The 17,325-nt window shown below is 68.7% G+C and carries 16 protein-coding genes; 4 read left to right on the forward strand and 12 right to left on the reverse strand.

From position 1 onward, the window contains the following. Window positions 1-482: 482 nt before the first annotated feature. The 6 genes from tyrS to ACWEH3_RS30935 all read right to left on the reverse strand — a co-directional run bounded on the left by tyrS (window position 483) and on the right by ACWEH3_RS30935 (window position 6,697). Window positions 483-1,772 carry a tyrosine--tRNA ligase gene (gene tyrS, locus ACWEH3_RS30910; protein WP_450023747.1) on the reverse strand — a complete coding sequence of 430 codons (1,290 nt, stop codon included), beginning with the start codon at window positions 1,770-1,772 and terminating at the stop codon, window positions 483-485. 320 nt (window positions 1,773-2,092) lie between these two features. Further along, a complete protein-coding gene (locus ACWEH3_RS30915; RefSeq protein ID WP_450023745.1) occupies window positions 2,093-2,518 on the reverse strand; it encodes a DoxX family protein in 426 nt (141 codons plus the stop codon). Window positions 2,519-2,626: 108 nt separating this feature from the next. After that, a complete protein-coding gene (locus ACWEH3_RS30920) occupies window positions 2,627-3,268 on the reverse strand; it encodes a DNA-3-methyladenine glycosylase (RefSeq protein ID WP_450023743.1) in 642 nt (213 codons plus the stop codon). Between the two features lie 192 nt (window positions 3,269-3,460). Next, window positions 3,461-4,606: a low temperature requirement protein A gene (locus ACWEH3_RS30925; protein WP_450023741.1), complete on the reverse strand. Its 1,146-nt coding sequence runs from the start codon at window positions 4,604-4,606 to the stop codon at window positions 3,461-3,463. Window positions 4,607-4,631: 25 nt separating this feature from the next. After that, window positions 4,632-5,522, reverse strand: a complete 891-nt coding sequence (locus ACWEH3_RS30930) for an RNA polymerase sigma-70 factor (RefSeq protein WP_450023739.1) — start codon at window positions 5,520-5,522, stop codon at window positions 4,632-4,634. After that, on the reverse strand, window positions 5,519-6,697 hold the full coding sequence (locus ACWEH3_RS30935; protein ID WP_452358440.1) for an NAD(P)/FAD-dependent oxidoreductase: 1,179 nt from the start codon (window positions 6,695-6,697) through the stop codon (window positions 5,519-5,521). Before ACWEH3_RS30935 ends, ACWEH3_RS30930 begins: the two co-directional genes overlap by 4 nt. A gap of 243 nt (window positions 6,698-6,940) precedes the next feature. Here ACWEH3_RS30935 and ACWEH3_RS30940 point away from each other — a divergent pair, with 243 nt between their 5' ends. From ACWEH3_RS30940 to ACWEH3_RS30955, 4 genes are all read left to right on the forward strand, one after another. Next, the gene (locus tag ACWEH3_RS30940) at window positions 6,941-8,461 is read left to right on the forward strand and encodes a multicopper oxidase family protein (protein ID WP_450023737.1); all 1,521 of its coding nucleotides are present in this window, start codon (window positions 6,941-6,943) and stop codon (window positions 8,459-8,461) included. A gap of 87 nt (window positions 8,462-8,548) precedes the next feature. Further along, entirely contained in the window at window positions 8,549-9,280 is a 732-nt protein-coding gene (locus ACWEH3_RS30945) for an ABC transporter ATP-binding protein (RefSeq protein ID WP_450023735.1), read from the forward strand. Next, a complete protein-coding gene (locus ACWEH3_RS30950; protein WP_450023733.1) occupies window positions 9,277-10,071 on the forward strand; it encodes an ABC transporter permease in 795 nt (264 codons plus the stop codon). The genes ACWEH3_RS30945 and ACWEH3_RS30950 overlap by 4 nt, the downstream gene beginning before the upstream one ends. Continuing rightward, window positions 10,068-10,703, forward strand: a complete 636-nt coding sequence (locus tag ACWEH3_RS30955; protein ID WP_450023731.1) for a TetR/AcrR family transcriptional regulator — start codon at window positions 10,068-10,070, stop codon at window positions 10,701-10,703. The genes ACWEH3_RS30950 and ACWEH3_RS30955 overlap by 4 nt, the downstream gene beginning before the upstream one ends. Window positions 10,704-10,728: 25 nt before the next feature. Here the strand turns inward: ACWEH3_RS30955 and ACWEH3_RS30960 are convergent, their stop codons facing one another. The 6 genes from ACWEH3_RS30960 to ACWEH3_RS30985 all read right to left on the reverse strand — a co-directional run bounded on the left by ACWEH3_RS30960 (window position 10,729) and on the right by ACWEH3_RS30985 (window position 17,224). Further along, window positions 10,729-11,247, reverse strand: coding sequence for a L,D-transpeptidase (locus tag ACWEH3_RS30960; RefSeq protein WP_355080817.1), 519 nt, complete (start codon window positions 11,245-11,247; stop codon window positions 10,729-10,731). Window positions 11,248-11,455: 208 nt separating this feature from the next. Then, window positions 11,456-11,686 carry a Trm112 family protein gene (locus ACWEH3_RS30965; RefSeq protein WP_450023729.1) on the reverse strand — a complete coding sequence of 77 codons (231 nt, stop codon included), beginning with the start codon at window positions 11,684-11,686 and terminating at the stop codon, window positions 11,456-11,458. 9 nt (window positions 11,687-11,695) lie between these two features. Further along, on the reverse strand, window positions 11,696-12,250 hold the full coding sequence (locus ACWEH3_RS30970; protein WP_450023727.1) for a GtrA family protein: 555 nt from the start codon (window positions 12,248-12,250) through the stop codon (window positions 11,696-11,698). Beyond that, entirely contained in the window at window positions 12,247-14,493 is a 2,247-nt protein-coding gene (locus ACWEH3_RS30975) for a hypothetical protein (RefSeq protein ID WP_450023725.1), read from the reverse strand. Before ACWEH3_RS30975 ends, ACWEH3_RS30970 begins: the two co-directional genes overlap by 4 nt. 71 nt (window positions 14,494-14,564) lie before the next feature. Beyond that, window positions 14,565-15,056: a GtrA family protein gene (locus ACWEH3_RS30980; RefSeq protein WP_397279323.1), complete on the reverse strand. Its 492-nt coding sequence runs from the start codon at window positions 15,054-15,056 to the stop codon at window positions 14,565-14,567. Continuing rightward, on the reverse strand, window positions 15,053-17,224 hold the full coding sequence (locus tag ACWEH3_RS30985; protein WP_450023749.1) for a hypothetical protein: 2,172 nt from the start codon (window positions 17,222-17,224) through the stop codon (window positions 15,053-15,055). Before ACWEH3_RS30985 ends, ACWEH3_RS30980 begins: the two co-directional genes overlap by 4 nt. Between the last annotated feature and the right edge of the window lie 101 nt (window positions 17,225-17,325).

Raw genomic sequence — 17,325 nt, forward strand, 5'->3', positions numbered from 1 at the left:
GTCCGAAAACCCAGCAAAACAATCGCCAGCCGGAAAATTAGCTGACTAAAAATATCCGACCCTCCACACGGGGGTATGAAGAGCCGAAACCAAAATAATTGGCACTGACATTCATCGACACACTATTGAGTTCTCAAAGAACACACGCACACACATCCGGGCCAGTCTCGACCAGACCTTCCGTGAGGCAACTTTCCCAGCCTAACCATGCAACCAACCGATGTCAAGACCATCGGCCGATTTGCGTCATACTGGGCTGACAGGCGCTCCTCGTACTACCTCGTTTCCCGGTCCGGCTCGGCGTTTCCGCCTCGCTCGGCTCCGGGTCGGAGTCCGTGTCGCTCTGACTTGGACTAAGTTACGCGGCGGATAACGCTACGTCAAATCGCCTGAACAACTTGGCGTTTCCCCAGGTCAACGGTGCGCGATCGGAGTGATCGGCGGCTTGAATCACACGGATGTGATTCAAGCCACCGCCATCGTCATGCACCTGCCCGAAGAACCCCCGCCAGGTTCTTCTTGCCGCGCCGCAGCACGAGCCAGCGTCCGTGCAGGTAGTCGGCCTCGGCAGGCGTCCATTCGATGTCGGAGATCTTCGCGTTGTTCACGGCGGCGCCACCCTCGTTCACCGCACGCCTGGCGGCGCCGCGGCTCTCGCACAGGCCGGTCGCGACGAGCAGATCCACGATGGTGTTCGGTTCACCCGCCTTGATCTGCGCGACCTCACCGTCGACGGCGGCTTCGCGCAGGGCCGCGCCGAGCGTCGCCTCGTCGAGTTCACGCAGTTCACCTCGGCCGAACAGCGCCTGGCTGGCCAGTTGCACCGCATGGGTGTGGGCCTCGCCATGGACCAGGGTGGTCATCTCGGCGGCCAGTCTGCGCTGGGCCTCCCTGGCGTGCGGGCGCTCGGCGGTCGCACGCTCGAGTTCGTCGAGTTCCTCGCGGGACAGGAAGGTGAACCAGCGCAGGTAGCGCACCACGTCGGCGTCCGCCGTGTTCACGAAGTACTGGTACCAGGCGTACGGGCTGGTCATCTCGGGATCGAGCCACAGGCTGCCGCCGCCGGTGGACTTGCCGAACTTCTTGCCGTCCGCGGAGGTCACCAGCGGAACGGTCAAAGCGTGCACGGCCGCGCCGTCGACCCGTCGGTTGAGTTCGACGCCCGCGATGATGTTGCCCCACTGGTCGGAGCCGCCGACCTGCAACGTGCAGCCGTAGTTGCGACGCAGCTGCAGGTAGTCGTTGGCCTGCAGGAGCATGTAGCTGAACTCGGTGTAGGAGATGCCCTCGCCGTCGAGTCGTCGCTTGATGGTGTCGCGCGCCAACATGACGTTCACCGAGAAGTGCTTGCCGATATCGCGCAGGAAGTCGACGGCGGACAGCGGCCCGGTCCAGTCCATGTTGTCGGCGATGACCGCTCCGGTCGGCTTGTCGTCCAGGTCGACGAAACGCTCCAGCTGGGAGCGGATCCGCTCGGCCCAGCTCGCGACGGTGTCGGTGGAGTTCATGGTCCGCTCGCCGACGTCGCGCGGGTCACCGATCAGCCCGGTGGCCCCACCGGCCAGCACGATGGGTCGATGTCCGGCGCGCTGGAAACGTTTCAGCGCGAGCAACGGCACCAGATGGCCCGCGTGCAGGCTGGCCGCGGTGGGATCGAAGCCGGCGTAGAGGGTCAGCGGCCCGGCGGCCGCCGCCGCACGCAAGGCATCCAGGTCGGTGGACTGCGCGATCAGACCGCGCCAGGTCAGTTCGTCGATGATGTCGCCGCTCACGATGTCCTATCTTTCCGCACGAGGTTCGGGACCACGTGTGCACCTCGGTCTCGGGCGCGGGACGGTGTCGGTCGAATAATGCACATGCGAAGGGTCGAGGTGTCCGTCCGACCCGTTCGCGGACACGGATCGCCGTCCGGTCTCGCCGCGTTCGGTGAACGAGCACAGGTGCGAGGCTCCGTGCCGCATCGGACCGCTGCGCGGCGCGCGCCGCACGTGCGCGAGAGTTCGTGGTGGAGGCTCCACCGCGACGTACTACCCCGTAACGCGCCTCGACGGTCGGTGGACCGGAGTCCACCGACCGTCCGCTACGCGTGCACTCAGCGCGGCAGCATTTCCCGGACCGCGGCGATGCCGTCGCGGCGCTGGTAGGCGATCCAGGCGAACGCGACGGCCAGCACCAGCGGGAACGGAGCCAGCGTGGGAGCGCCCAAGAGGAATGCCTGAGTGGCGGCCGCCAGCACCATGGTGGCCGAAAGACCGGAGGCGGCCAGACCGCTCAGCCGCGGCACCAGCAAGCCTGCTCCGCCCGCGACCTCGACCAGGCCGGTGAGGTACCGGAACCAGTCACCGAACCCGATCTCGTGGAAGATCCGCACCGCATCGGACTGACCCACCAGTTTCGGCAGGCCCGAGGCGATGATCAGGAACAGGCCGAGCAGGATCTGCAGGGTCCACAGGGTGCGGTTGAGCACCTTGCCGGGGCGGGCTACGGCGACGGTACCGGTGGTGGCGATTGCGGTCATGGTTCTGTCCTTCTGGTCGGTGGCGCCGGGTTGGTGGCGCGTTCACCTGATAGGACGGGAACCTTCGCGAAAACTCATCGCGCCGCGGCGAAAAGTCTCGACGAGCTGTCAGACCGACTGCGCGGCGGGCAAGGGAGCGCGTGGACTGCGCCGGTACACCGACACCGCCCGCGAACCCGGAAGCCAGAAACGCCACGGCACATCCGCCGCGCTACTGACGCCGACCCTTGGGCCACTCGCGATCTCGGCGGCGTCGACGGGGCTGTCCAGTTCCAGCCGGATCGGCGACGACGGATCGAGCAGCGGAGTTCCGTAGTCGCTCAGAGTGATTCCCAGCGCACCGCCGAGATTGCCCGGGCCACGGGCCAAGTCGAGATCGGATCGGGCGCCGGGACGTCGCGCGCGCGCCGTCTCCAGTCCCGCGACGACCTCGCCGGAGCGGATGAGCGCGGCGCTGGCGATGCCGTCCGGTCCGCTCGTCACGTTGATGCAGGTGTGCATGCCGTAGCTGAGGTAGACGTACAGCACGCCGGCGGGGCCGAACATGACGCCGTTGCGCTTGGTCCGGCCGCGACCGGAATGCGATGCCGGATCCGGCCACGGCCCGGCCGGGTCGCCCCCGTAGGCCTCGACTTCGACGATCCGGACACCGACCGGGCCCGACCACAAGGTGGCCCCGAGCAGACGGCGGGCGGCGGCGGGAGGTTCGACGGCAAGTTCCTCGACAGATTGGGCACACACAGCCGCCATTGTCCTCGACGGCGACAACGGAGGCGGGTCAGCGCAGCCGCCCGGCCCGCGTACCGGCTCGGCGCGAACGATCGCGACCAGGACACGACGGCGGGCCATGTGGCGTGAGCGCCGATGCGCACGGACCGACCGGACCCGCGACGACCAGCGGAAATCGTTGATCCGGTCGACCGGACCAGGCCGTGGGCGCATTCAGAAGTACGCGCTGTGCTCGCCGGACCGCAGTGTGAGCAAGTCGTCGGCGATCACGGCGGCGTACCCCACGATCACGATCGCGGCCAATTGCGCCCAGGAGACCCAATAGACGCCGATCGGGGTGGTGGCCGCCACCGCGAGCGCCGCGAGCAGGCGCGCCCAGGGACGCGGCAACCGCAGTGCCAGGCGGAAGAAGAACTGGCCGAGGAAGTACAGCGCGACGCCGCCGGAGAGCGCGGCGGCCACCGCGACCGGACTCGCCACGCCGCCGCGGGCGATGCTCATCTGGATGCCCGCCGCGGTCACGATGACGCCGATCAGCAGTGGGTAGAGGGCGTAGCCGTAGGCCAGTACGGCCGGCCGGGACCGTTCCCGGTCCGGCACCGCGGCCAGTGCGTGCTCGCCGCGCTCGTCGTCGACGCCGAAGTACGCCCACCACAGGACGTAGGCCAGGCAGAGGCCGAGGCCGACGGTGGCGATCAACTCCGGCGTTATCCGCTCTCCGGCCAGCCCGGCGCCGACGGCGACGAGGGATTCGCCGATCGCGACGATCACGACCAGCCCGTGCCGCTCGCAGAAATGACTGGCTCGGACCACGAAGTCCCCCGTGTCGACCAGATAGGGGCTGATCACCTGCACCGCGAAAGCCAGTATCCAGCAGGCGTACTGCGCCCAGTCGTGCACGAACCCACCCGCCAGCACGAGCGCCGCGGCCACGGCGTTGAGCGGGGCGATCCGGCGGATCGCGGTGGTCGCCGACGTGCCGCCCGCCGAGGCGAACAGCGCGGTGTGCACGGCGGTGACCAGGACGTATCCGAACCCGAAGGCGATGCCGGTGCCGTGGAACGCGTCCGGGATCGCCAATGCGAGGACGAAGAAGGCGAACATGCCGACCAGCAGCCAGGTCCGCCGGGCGGAACTGTTCGGCGCGACCTCGTTGGTGAGCCACACGTAGCCGGAATACATCCACCAGATCACCCCGAACAGCAGTGCCACCTGCGCGAGCGCCTGCCAGCCGGGATGGTGTGTGTAGACATGCGACAGCTGGGTGATGGTGAGAACGAAGACGAGATCGAAGAACAGCTCGAGCGTCGAGGCCCGTACCTGTCCGCCGTCGGCGGACAGGGCACTCTGGTTGGTCACGGCTGGAGCCTAGAACGGCCGGAGATCACCCGAGCGCGTCGGTGCCCATGGAAAGGCCCTTCAGCTTGTACGGGTTGACCTGGAACCGGAGGTTCTGGATTCGTCCGTCGACGATGTCGTAGGTGAACGCGGCCACGGGGGAGCCGCCGATGAATAGGAGCGCGCCGAGTTCACCGTTGATGCAGGCGGATTCGAACACGAAGCCCGCCACGACCGGCTTGGCCAGCACGCCGAGGATCCAGCGGGCCACGTGATCGGGTCCGTACAACGGTCGGCGCGCCGCGGTGACCACGCCGCCGCCGTCCGACCACGACGTGACGTCCGGGGCGAGCAGATCCATCAGCGCGTTGAGATCGCCGCCGGAGCAGGCGGCCATGAATCGGGCGGTGACATGGTCGCGCTGCTCCTTATCGGTGTCGAACCGCGGCCTGCGGGATTGCACGTGCTGCACGGCGCGGTGCGCGATCTGCCGGATCGCGGGTTCCGGCCGGTCCAGGGTCTCGGCGATCTCGGCGTGCGTGTAGCCGAAGACCTCGCGCAGCAGGAAGACCGCGCGTTCGACGGGACTGAGCGTTTCGAGCACCACCAGCATCGCCGTGGAGACGGTGTCGGCCAAGTCGGTCTCCTCGGCGATGTTCGGTGCGGTGAGCAACGGCTCGGGCAGCCAGGGGCCCACGTAGTTCTCGCGGGTGGCCTTGGCCGAGGTGAGCCGGTTGAGCGACAGGTTGGTGACGGTGCGCACGAGGTAGGACTTGGGTTGCCGCACCGTCGACCGATCGGTGTCGTTCCACTTCAGCCAGGCGTCTTGGAGGACGTCCTCCGCATCGGTGACGGTTCCCAGCATCCGGTACGCGGTGGCGAACAGCAGACGCCGGTGTTCGAGAAACGGGTCCTGCTCGGGTGTCCGGTCGGTCATGGCTGGATTCTCCTGGTGGCGCGGCCACCTTTCGACAGCGCGACCGACACCGTCATCCGCTTGCTCAGCGCGAAGGTCGGTATCGGGCTGCTGCTGACGGTCTCCTTGTAGCAGACCGCGGCGCGTCCGGCCAGGTAGCCGCGGCGCGGGCTGTCGTCGGCCTTGGTGAACTGGATGACCGCGTCCTTGCGACCGAGGCTGACCGGCTGGTGGAAATACCCGAAGCGGAACGGCCGCACGCGCTTACCGCGCAGTTGCCGCGCGATGACGTCGGCGGTGTAGGCGGCGGTCGGCATCCCACTCTGGCAGGTGCCGTGGATCTGCCCCCACGCTTGACGGACTGCGGCGGCGTCGCCGATGGCGTGGACGGCCGGATGCGACACCGACCTCAGGGTCGGGTCGACCACGATCAGCCCGTGCGCGTCGGTCTCGATGCCCGCCCGCGCGGCCAGCGGTGACACGCGAACACCTGCCGTCCACAGCGTCAGGTCGGTGGGCACCAACTCGCCGCCGGCCAGTTCGACGGCGTCGGTCAGCACCTTCACCACGGCCCGGCCGGTCTCGCGGGTGACGCCGAGGCGATCGAGCGCACGATGCAGGTACGCGCGGGCGTTCGTCCCCATCATGGCCCCGAGTTCGCCGGTGCTGATCAGGGTGACGCGCGCGCCGGGATGACTCTCGGCGATCTCGGCCGCCGCTTCGATGCCGGTGAGACCGCCGCCGCAGACCGCGACGGCGCCGCCGCGCGCCGCGACCTCGGTGAGGCGCTCGGCGAACCGGTGTGCGGTGGCGGGGTTGTCGAGGGTCCACGCATGGTCTGCGGCGCCGGGCACGATGGTCGTGTCCGCGGTGCTGCCCAGGGCGTAGATCAATTCGTCGTAGGGAAGACGAGTCGTGTCGTCGACGGTCACCTCTTGGTTCACCGGATCGATGGCCGTGGCCCAGCCCTGGACGAAGGTGACCCCGGTGCCTTCCAGCAGCGCGGGAATCCGGTGGTCCGCGAGTTGCTGACCGGCGGCCACCTGGTGCATGCGCAAACGTTCGGTGAATCGGGCCGAAGGGTTGACCAGCGTGATCCGGACGTCGAGCGCACGGGTGCGCCGGGCCAGCCGCACGGCGGCGAGCATGCCGGTGTAGCCGCCGCCGAGGACGACGATGCGATGTTCGGTGTTAATGGCAGTGCTCCAATGGTCGGGTCACCGGGGCAGGAATGGCGGATGGTGACGACCATGGGACAAATGAGCGAACCCGGACGTGACACCCCAGACTGTGTTCTGGGTCACAATATGCCGGCCGCTTCCGGTCGGTGAGTCATCCCGCACCCGGAAAGTCCGGACACGGGCATCAGGGGTGGACCGGGGTGGAAATAGGGATGCTCCTGGATGCGTTGGGGCACTTGCCATTTCTACTGTCGGTCCATGCTTTCGGATTCCCGGCCGCGCAAGCGGCGGTGGTTGCTCGTCGTTCTCGTCTGCGTCGCGGCGTTGCCGGTCCTCGTGGTCGGCGGCGTCGCCTGGGTCTACGCCCGAGCGGACGTGTCCACGGCCGGGAAGACGGAATTCCGGAACGAACTGGCCATTCCTCCGCTGGCGCCGTCGCGGGTGGGCGCCGACGGAACGCGCACGTTCGAACTGGACATGCGCGCCGGGCGAAGGGAGTTCCAGCCCGGCCGGGCTACGGAGACGTGGGGATTCAACGGCGACTACCTCGGGCCGACGCTGCGGGCGCGGCGCGGGGAAAGGGTGGCGGTCACCGTGCGCAACACGTTGCCGGAGGCCTCCACCGTGCACTGGCACGGCATGCACCTGCCCGCGGCAATGGATGGCGGGCCGCACCAGATGGTGGCTCCCGGCGCGGCGTGGACGCCGCAGTGGACCATCGATCAACCCGCCGCGACGCTCTGGTATCACCCCCATCCGCACGGTGCGACCGAAGCGCACGTGCGCCGCGGATTGGCGGGTATGTTCCTGCTCGACGACGAGGTGTCCACCACCTTGCCCCTCCCCTCCGACTACGGGGTGAACGATCTGCCGTTGATCGTCCAGGATGTGCGGTTCGACGGCGCGGCGTTCGACTCCGCGCACGCGATGTTCCGCGACGTCGGGTTTCTCGGCGATCGGACGATGGTCAACGGCACGCTCGCGCCGTACCGCGACGTCGGCGACGAACTCGTCCGGTTGCGTCTGCTCAATGCCTCGACCGCGCGGATCTACAGCTTCGTCTTCGCCGACGGGCGGCCGTTCTCTCTCGTCGCGACCGACAGCGGGCTGATCGAAAGACCGAGCACCGTGGACCGGCTTCGGCTGTCACCGGGCGAGCGGGCCGAGATCGTGGTCCGGATGCGGCCGGGCGAGCGCACCGTGCTGCGCGGCGGCAAACTCGACGCCGGGCTGGATTTCTGGACCCAGCGGTTCTCCGGCGGCGACGACACTTTCGACATCCTCGAACTACGCGCGGCAAGCACGTTGCGGCCCGCGCCGGAACTCCCCGCGGTCCTGGCGTCGCCCACCACCCCGGACGGCGGTGATTCGGTACTGGAACGGCATTTCGACCTGAACCTCGCCGGGATCAACGGCAGGCCGATGGCCATGGACCGCATCGATTTCGCGGTCACGCGCGGCACGGCGGAGACCTGGGTGGTGCGCAACAACGACGGCATGCCGCACAACTTCCACATCCACGACGTGCGATTCCGCGTGCTCACGATGGACGACGAGCCGCCGCCCGCGGCACTGACCGGCCCGAAGGACACCGTCTTCCTGCCGCCGAACAGCACGGTCCGGCTGGCGATGCGCTTCGACGGCCCGGCCGATCCGGACGCGCCCTACATGTACCACTGCCATCTGCTCTGGCACGAGGACCTCGGAATGATGGGCCAGTTCGTGGTCGTGAATCCGGGCCAGGCGGCGGGAACACCGCCGGTGCAGCACAGCCACTGATTCCGGAAAAAGCACTCTTGCCGGTCGAGCTCTACCGCGCTAAATTCATCGTACAGTGAATTCAACACTCGATGAATTGAGGCGACCGTGTCGCAAGCCAGCCCCTCCCCCGCCGTCGAGGTACGAGATCTGCGGGTCCACCGCGGCGGCCGCGAAGTTCTGCACGACATCTCGCTGACCATCCCGCGCGGCTCGATCACCGGGCTGCTCGGTCCGTCCGGATGCGGCAAGACGACGCTGATGCGCAGCATCGTCGGCACCCAGATCATCGAATCGGGCGAGGTCACCGCACTCGGCCACCTGGCAGGCTCCCCGGCGCTGCGCCATCTGATCGGGTATGTCACGCAGGCGCCGAGCATCTACAACGACATCAGCGTCCGGGAGAACGTCGCGTACTTCGCCGCTCTCTACGGCCGCGATCGCGCCGACGTGGACGACGCGATCACGGCGGTCGGCCTCGCCGATCACGCCCAGCAACGCGGCGACGAGCTCTCGGGCGGCCAGTTGACGCGGGCGTCGCTCGCGTGCGCGCTGGTCGCCCAGCCCGAACTGCTGGTGTTGGACGAACCGACCGTCGGCCTGGATCCCGTGCTGCGCGTCGAGTTGTGGAAGCAGTTCCACGAACTGGCCGCGAACGGGACGACGCTGCTGGTGTCGAGCCATGTCATGGACGAGGCCGAGCACTGCGACCGGCTGGTGCTGATGCGCGACGGGCAGTTGCTGGCCCAGCTCAGCCCCGACGAACTGCGAACGCAGACCGGCGAGCAGAACCTGGAAACCGCCTTCCTCACCCTTATCACGATGGGACAGAACGCATGACCGCCATCACGGAAGCCGCGCCGAGGCGGACGCCGACGCTGCGACCCTACGCCGCGACCACCGGCCGCATCCTGCGGCAGCTGCGCAACGACCACCGCACCGTCGCCATGATCCTGGTCGTCCCCGCCCTGCTGATGGCGCTGCTGTATTTCATCTACAAGGACACTCCGACCAACCCGCTGAACCCGGTGCCGCTGTTCGACCGGGTCGGCATCAGCATGCTGGGCATCCTGCCGTTCATCGTGATGTTCCTGATCACCGCGATCGCTATGCAGCGGGAACGCACCTCGGGCACGTTGGAGCGGCTGCTGTCCACGCCGCTGACGAAACTCGACCTGCTCGCCGGATACGGCACCGCGTTCTCGCTGGCCGCCGCCGCGCAGGCGATCGTCGCCTGCTTGGTCTCGTTCGGTTTGCTCGGACTGGGCTCGGCGGGCAGTCCCGCGTGGGTGGTGCTGATCGCCGTGGTCGACGCGGTGTGCGGGGTGGCGCTGGGCCTGCTGGCGAGCGCGTTCGCCCGCACCGAATTCCAGGCCGTACAGTTCATGCCGGTCGTGGTCGCCCCGCAGATCTTCTTGTGCGGCTTGCTCGTTCCCCGCGGCCAGCTGCCCGATTGGCTGGAGGTGATCAGCAACGTGATGCCGTTGAGCTACGCGGTCGACGCGCTGCAACAGGTGTCGACGCATCCGGAGGCCACCGGCCAGATGTGGCGCGATCTGGCCATCGTCGCCGGGTTCGCGATCGTCGCCCTGTGCCTGGGCGCCGCTACGCTACGACGGCGGACCGCGTGACGGCAGGCAACGGCGCCGAGCGTCCCGCTCGCACCGGCCGCAGACCCGGGCAATCGGGCGCTCGCGAGGCCATCCTCGCGGCCGCCCGCGCCCGGTTCGCGGATATCGGCTTCGACAAGACCTCCGTGCGCGCGGTCGCCACCGACGCCGGGGTCGATCCCGCTCTGGTGCATCACTACTTCGGCACCAAGCAACAGCTCTTCGCCGCGGTGGTGGAGTTGCCGGTGGATCCCGAGGCGACCTTGCGCGTCATCGAGGCCGCGCCGCTGGACCGGTTGGGCGAGACCATCATTCGCACGGTGGTCGCCGTGTGGGACTCGCCCGCCGGTCCCGGCGTGGTCGCGATGGTGCGCAGCGTCCTGGCCGGCAGTCACGATCCGTCCCTGGCCAGGGCGTTCCTCTTGGAGGTCGTGCTGGAACGCGTCCGCAGGCGGATCGCCACCCCGCAGGACGACGGCCGCGCCCGGATCAGCCTGGTCGCCTCGCAGATGATCGGCGTGCTGGTCGGCCGCAAGGTCATCGGAGTGGAACCGCTGGCCTCGATGCCCGCCGCCGACCTGGTCGCCGCGGTGGGACCGACGCTACAGCGCTATCTGACCGGTGACATCGGCCAGGAACCGGTGTCCCGGTGACCGCGACGAGGCGACGCCGGGGCCGTCACTCCACGACTTCGACGACGTCACCGGGCCACAGGTACTCGTAGAACGCCTTGGCCCCCTCGTAGGTCATCCGGACGCAGCCGTGCGACTTCTTCTCGATCGGACCGACATGGAAGGCGATATCGCCGTTGAAGAAGGTCGCGTACTCCATCGGAGCGTTGTGCATGGTGCTCCAGTGGAACTCCTTCTTGAACGAGACGTGGAAGACGCCGGGCGGCGTCTCGTATCCCGGCATGCCGTGCGAAATCGGCGTCGGGCCGTAGACAACCTTGCCGTCGTCCATCAGCCACGCCTCATTGGTGGACAGCCGCATGCACGCACGGGCCGCGGTGGAACACGGCGCCACGGCCGGCGGGGGCGGCGGGGGCGGAATGAGCGCGGGCAAACCGGGGATGTCCGGGCCACCCGGCCACAGTGGCTCGGCCTGCGCGGGCGTCGCCATGGCGAATCCCGCCGCCGCGACTGCGCAGGCCATCGCGCATCGAGCCGTCCAATTACGTAAACGCGAATCGCTCATGACGTTCCCGACCTCTCTCTCATACGCCACCTGTGCGCTGATCAGGTCGGTCGCAACGCCCCTGTGCTGGAGCGAGATGACCGTCTCGAAGTGCAAATGATCATGGCGGAGCCGGCTTCGAACGGTCAATGGACGCAAAACGACCGTGACGCATCCGTTGCCGCGCAGTGGGCGAGTCGTGAGAGAAGGGGGACGGCCGCGCGGAGGGTCAGGCGTCGCCCAGAGCGGTGAACGCTTCGTGCTCGGCGTCGGTGACGTCCCTGGCTTCGTCGACGAGCAGCACCGGGATGCCGTTCTCGATCGGGTATGCCCGGCGCAGGCGCGGGTTGTAGAGCAACGCGCTGTCGTCGGCGGCGCGGACCAGCCGCAGCGGGCCCTTGTCCTGCGGGCAGGCCAGCAGGCTCAGCAGTGTGGCGTCCAGGGTGGTGTGCTCAGGCATATCAGGAACCTACCTTCCGGCCGGGCCGGAACGAGAACCGTCCGCATCGGGGGCGGGCGTCCGGCGGAACGAGATGTGGCGATGACCGAAGAAGCTGGCGCCCGCCACCAGCGCCATCACCGCGACCGCCGACGGAATGCTCGGCAGGTGCAGCACCGAGACGCCCAATTGGAGCAGCACCATGTTCAGCACCAGTCCGCCGGAGTTCACCGCGACGAACGCGACGAAATCCCGCACCGTGCGCCCGCGCACCCGGAACACCAGGGTCCGGTGCAGGACGAACGCCACGAACACGCTGATCGAGTAGGCCAGGGCGGGCGCGAGCGCGGCGGGCGCCCGGTCGCCGAGTACCGCCAGCCAGAGCACCGTCAGCGCCATGCCGAGGCCCGTGTTCACCATGCCGACGATGGCGAACGCGATCTCTTGCCGACGCACCAGGCGCAGCAGCGGCCCCGGATCCGCGCTCTGGGCCCCGGAACTCGTCTCGGCCGTGGCACCCGCGGCATCGAAGCGCCGCGCGTCCGATGCCGGCGCGCCGACGTCGTCCGCCGCATCCGCGCTCATCGGGCGGCGTCGGCCAGGTGGGTTTCCGGCGTCACGGCCGCGTCGAGCGGGGACGGCTCGTCACCGGAACCTCCGTCGAGCCGCCGCCTGCCACGCAGATAGGCCCACTGCGACAGGCCGACAATGAGCAGGCCGAGCAGTGCCGCGGCGACGCCGATCCGCCAGCCCGGCGGCTGCCACGACACCACCAGATCGCCAGAGCTGCCAGCCGGAAGATCCACGGCGACAAAAGTTTTCGCCACCAGCGTGGAGGGGATGGCGCGGCCGTCCAGCGTCACCCGGTAACCGGGCCAGCCGAGCCGCGCGAAGACGATTCGGCCGCCCTCCGGGGAACTCACCCGCACCCGGCTGGTCGTGTCCGACTCCCCGACCGAGGTGGCAGTCACGCCCTGGGTGGCAGCGATCCGGCCGTCCCGCGCCGAGATCGAGCCATCGGTGCGCTCCAGCACCGAGATGTACTTCTCGTGCCCGGGATAGTCGACCCAGCGCCAGCCGGGCGGCGCGGGCTGGTCGCGCGCCTCCGGGTACAGAGCGCGATGCAGTACCACCCGGTCGACCTTCATCAGGTCGACGATGGTCCGGCCGGTGGTCGGCTCGGTCGCGAACGCGCGCCGGTAGGCATCGGGACAGACGCTGGTGTCCCAGCGCATGCACAACGTCTCGCCGAACCAGTAGTGCCCGTTGGGTGTGTATCCGCTGACGTAGGTCAGCTCGAGGTCTTTGGCGTAGTTGCCGAATACCAGCGATCCGTACGCGCCGGGCAGATTCCGTTCCTGCGGCGGGATGAGCATGCGGTCGCCGAGTTGCAATGTGGTGCCGGGGAAGTCGGGGAACGCGGCTTTCATCTCCGAGCGGTTGTCCGGCAGATTCCAGCCCATCGGCGTCGGTTGCGCGTCCCGCACCTGGAGGTACGCGATGGGGAAGACCGAAACGACGATCAGCGCGCACGCGGCGGCCACGCCCCGGCTGCGCCCGAGCCATACCGCGACGGCGCCGAGCGCGGCCACCCCGAGCGCCGCGACGACGTGCCGGATCACCTCGTGCGGCGCGGCCGAGAAAGTGCGCACCCACAGCAGGCCGATCAGCACCGCGGCCGCTACGCCACGCCGCCGCCAGTCCTGCACGGTCGCGAAACGGCCGAGCAGCACGCACACCAGCACCAGCAGGCCGAGCGCGATCATCGGCAACACCCGCGCGGGCCAGCGCAACGGTCCGACCGCGCCGGGACCGGCCGTCCACATCAGCGCCATCACCGCGAACAGCCCGGGCGCGACGAGCTCACGCGCCGCGCCGAGCGCCTTGCGCCAGTCGACGAAGGCCAGCGCGGGAATCAGGAACCACGCGATATAGACCACCGGCATCGGCTGCACGTAGCCCCACCAGGAACTGAACGCGGGCAGCGTGCTGGGCAGGCTGGCGTTCAGCGACTCCGACCACGGCACCGTCAGGAACTGGTCGTTGTTGATCTGCGCGGTGCCGCGCCAGGTCACCTTCGCCGACAGCATGCTCGGCAGGTAGGTGGCCAGTCCGGCCAGCGCCGCACCGGCGGCGACGGTGAGCAGACGCACCGACGGACGCCACGCCTTCTGGTACACGAGTTCGCCGATCGCGACCGCGACCACCATCAGCCCGGCCTCGACCGCCGGGAAGATGTACTGCACCGAGATGGCCAGATACAAGAAGACGAAGGCGGGAATCGGCCCGCTGCGCCCGCGGGCGTAGCGCACGCCGGAGGCCCAGGCGTGAGCCATCCAGGCGGTGCCGGTGAACGCGGTCATCCAGCTGGACTCGTCGAAGAACAGCAGCCATCCGGTGAACGGAATGGCGGCCCCCGCGACCGCTGCCCACGGCGCCTTCGCTCCGTAGGCCAGGCAGATCCGGTACACACCGAGCGCCAGGATGATCGCGAAGATCAGTTTCACCACGGTGGCGTACAGCGCGAGGTTGTCGACCGAGGGCGCGATCAGATCGATCAGCAGTTGCGGCGGATTGAGCAGCCCGGCCTCTTCGATGGTGTAGTTGCCCGCCATCCAGTGCTCGGGGATCATGCCGGGCAACCGTCCCTCGCGCAGATACCGGCCGAGCATCACCCACAGCGGCGCGTACTGCGATTCGGTGTCGTCGGTATAGAAATGCCGGACGTTGGCGAGTAGCACCGCACCGTATCCCGCGACGACCCCGAGCGCCGTGATGACGCCCCATGTGCAGACTTCGCGCGAAGGAAAGGTGCTACGTTCGGCCACGAGTTCCAGACCCTACCGTCACCGCGGTGCCGCTCCGGCAAGCCAGTACCGGGATGCCATTCGGTGACGCGTCATCCGGTCGCGTTCTCGGTCCGCGCCTCCGGCTTGCGGCGGAACGAAATGTAGCGATGGCCGAAGAAGCTGACGACGGCGACCAGGCCCATCACCACGACGGCCGACGGAATCCGCGGCAGGTGCAGCATCGAGACCGCCAGCGACAGCAGCACCGTGTTCATCAGCAGCCCACCGGAATTCACCACGACGAAGCCCGCGAAGTCGCGCAGCACCCGGCCGCGCACCCGGAACACGAGCGTCCGGTGCAGGACGAAAGCGACGACGATGCCAACGGCGTAGGCCAGCACGACCGCCACGGCGGGCGGCCACGCGTCACCCAGCACCGCCAGCCACACCACGGTCAGCGCGATCCCGAGCAGGGTGTTGCACGCGCCGACCAACGCGAAGGCGACCTCCTGCCGCCGGACCACCCGCACCAGGAGTCCGGCCGCGGGCCCGTCGCCCACCGCGTCGGCGCCCACGGCGACCGGAGGCGGGTTCGTCGTCACGAAACGACGTCCGCCAACTCGCGATCCGGTTCGGCGGGCTCGGCGGCGCCGCTCTCCTCCGGCTCCGCGCGGCGCCGGGACCGGACGTACAGCCACTGCAGGACGCCGATGCCGAGCACACCCGCCACCGCGGCGGCGATGCCGATCTTCCAGCCGGGCGGACGCCAGGTCAGCACCAGTTCGGCGTCCTGGGTGCCCGCGGGAACATCGACGGCGATGAAGGATTTGGCGACCGTCGTGATCGGAAGCGACTTGCCGTTCAACGTGACTCGGTACCCCGGCCAGCCCAGCCGGGCGAACACGACCCGGCCGCCTTCGGCCGAGGACACGCGCACCCGGCTGGTGGTGTCGGTCTCGGAGATCGACGTCGCGGTCGCCTTCTGGGCCGCCGTCACGCGGCCGTTCGTCGTCGAGATCGGTCCGCCGACGCGTTCCAGCACCGCGATGTAGCGCTCGTGCCCGGGATACTCGACCCACGTCCAGCCCTCGGGTGCGGGCAGGCCGGGCGCGTCCGGGAACAGCGCCCGCTGCACCACCACGCGGTCCAGGTTCATCAGATCGACCAACGGCCGCCCGGTGGTCGGCTCCGGCGCGAACATGCGCCGGTAGGCGTCCGGGCAGACACTGCCGTCCCAGCGCATGCACAGCAGCTCACCGAAGTAGAAATGGCCGCTGGGGGTGTATCCGTTGACGTAGTTCAACTCGAGTCCGCGGGCGTAGTTGCCGAAGACGAGCGAGCCGTAGGCCGCCTCGATGCTCTTGTCCTGCGGCTGCAGCAGTCCGCGGTCGCCCAGCTGGATGGTGTTGCCCGCGAAGTCCGGGAACGCGGCCATCGCCTCCGAGCGCTTCGTGGGCAGATTCCACGACATCGGCGTGGGTTGCGCGGCATCGACCTGGAAATAGGCGATCGGGAACATCGCGACGATGGTCAGGGCGCATGCCGCCGCGGTGCCCTTGGTGCGCCCGAGCCACACCACCGCCGCCACCAGCGCCGCCAGCGCCAGGGCCGCGATGACGTGCCAGATCGCGTCGTGCGGGTCGGCGGAGAAGGAGCGCACCCACAGCAGCAGGATCAGCACGCCCGCCGCGATGCCGCGGTTCTTCGGATCGCGGAACGTCCCGAAACGCCCCAGCAGCACACACACCAGGACGAGCAGCCCGATGGCCAGCATCGGCAGCACGCGTGCGGGCCAGCGCAGCGGCCCGATGGAACCGGGGCCCGCGGTCCACATCAGCATCATGATCGCGAAGATCGCGATCGCGCTCAGCTCCCGCCACGCCTCCTTGGCTCGCCGCCAGTCGACGAACGCCAGGGCGGGGATCAGGAACCAGGCGATGTAGGTGACCGGCAGCGGCTGCACGTAACCCCACCACGACGTGAAGGCGGGCATCGAACTGGGCAGGCTGGCGTTCAGCGACTCCGACCACGGCACCGTGAGGAACTGGTCGTTGTTGATCTGCGCGGTGCCGCGCCAGGTCACCTTGGCCGACAGCATGCTCGGCAGGAAGGTCAGCAGGCCCGCGAGCCCGGCGCCGCCCGCCGCCAGCGTCAGCCGCAGCACCGGCTGCCACTTGCGCTGGTACACGAGCTCGCCCACGGCCACGGCCAGCAGCATCAGCACCGCTTCGACCGCGGGGAAGATGTACTGCGTCGAGATGGTCAGGTACAGGTAGACGAAAACCGGAACGGGCCCGCCTCGACCGCGCGTGTAGCGGACCGAGGCCGCCCAGGCGTGCACCATCCACGCGGTGCCGGTGAGCGCGGTCATCCAGCTGGCTTCGTCGAAGAACAGGAAGAAGCCCGACAGTGGCAGCGCGATACCCGCCACCGCCGACCAGGCGGGCCGCCCACCGTAGACGAGGCAGACGCGGTACACGCCGAGCGCGGCGATGATCGAGAAGATCAGCTTCACGACGGTGGCGTACAGCGCGACGTTGTCCACGGAGGGCGCGATCAGATCGATCAGCAGTTGCGGCGGGTTGAACAGGCCCGCGTCGTCCATGGTGTTGTTGCCCGCCATCCAGTGCTCGGGCACCATGACCGGAAAATCGCCTGCGCGCAGCGCACGGCCGAGGCCGACCCACAACGAGGTGTACTGGGACTCGGTGTCGTCGGTGAAGAAATGCCGGGCGTTGGCGAGCAGGACAGCGAGGTAACCCGCGACCACTCCGAGCGCGGTGATGACCCCCCACCGGTAGACATCTCGCCGCGAATACGCGTCCGGCGGCGAGTCGAGCACTGCACTGTCCGTCACGAGTTCCAAACCCT

This window comes from Nocardia sp. NPDC004718, from assembly GCF_053601535.1.

What these genes read in the sequence shown, in the direction of transcription:
- ACWEH3_RS30970 (WP_450023727.1), bottom strand. Translation starts at nt 12,250, where the DNA reads ATGAGCGCGGATGCGGCGGACGACGTCGGCGCGCCGGCATCGGACGCG.
- ACWEH3_RS30960 (WP_355080817.1), bottom strand. Translation starts at nt 11,247, where the DNA reads ATGAGCGATTCGCGTTTACGTAATTGGACGGCTCGATGCGCGATGGCC.
- ACWEH3_RS30930 (WP_450023739.1), bottom strand. Translation starts at nt 5,522, where the DNA reads ATGACCGACCGGACACCCGAGCAGGACCCGTTTCTCGAACACCGGCGT.
- ACWEH3_RS30965 (WP_450023729.1), bottom strand. Translation starts at nt 11,686, where the DNA reads ATGCCTGAGCACACCACCCTGGACGCCACACTGCTGAGCCTGCTGGCC.
- ACWEH3_RS30915 (WP_450023745.1), bottom strand. Translation starts at nt 2,518, where the DNA reads ATGACCGCAATCGCCACCACCGGTACCGTCGCCGTAGCCCGCCCCGGC.
- ACWEH3_RS30920 (WP_450023743.1), bottom strand. Translation starts at nt 3,268, where the DNA reads ATGGCGGCTGTGTGTGCCCAATCTGTCGAGGAACTTGCCGTCGAACCT.
- ACWEH3_RS30940 (WP_450023737.1), top strand. Translation starts at nt 6,941, where the DNA reads ATGCTTTCGGATTCCCGGCCGCGCAAGCGGCGGTGGTTGCTCGTCGTT.
- ACWEH3_RS30950 (WP_450023733.1), top strand. Translation starts at nt 9,277, where the DNA reads ATGACCGCCATCACGGAAGCCGCGCCGAGGCGGACGCCGACGCTGCGA.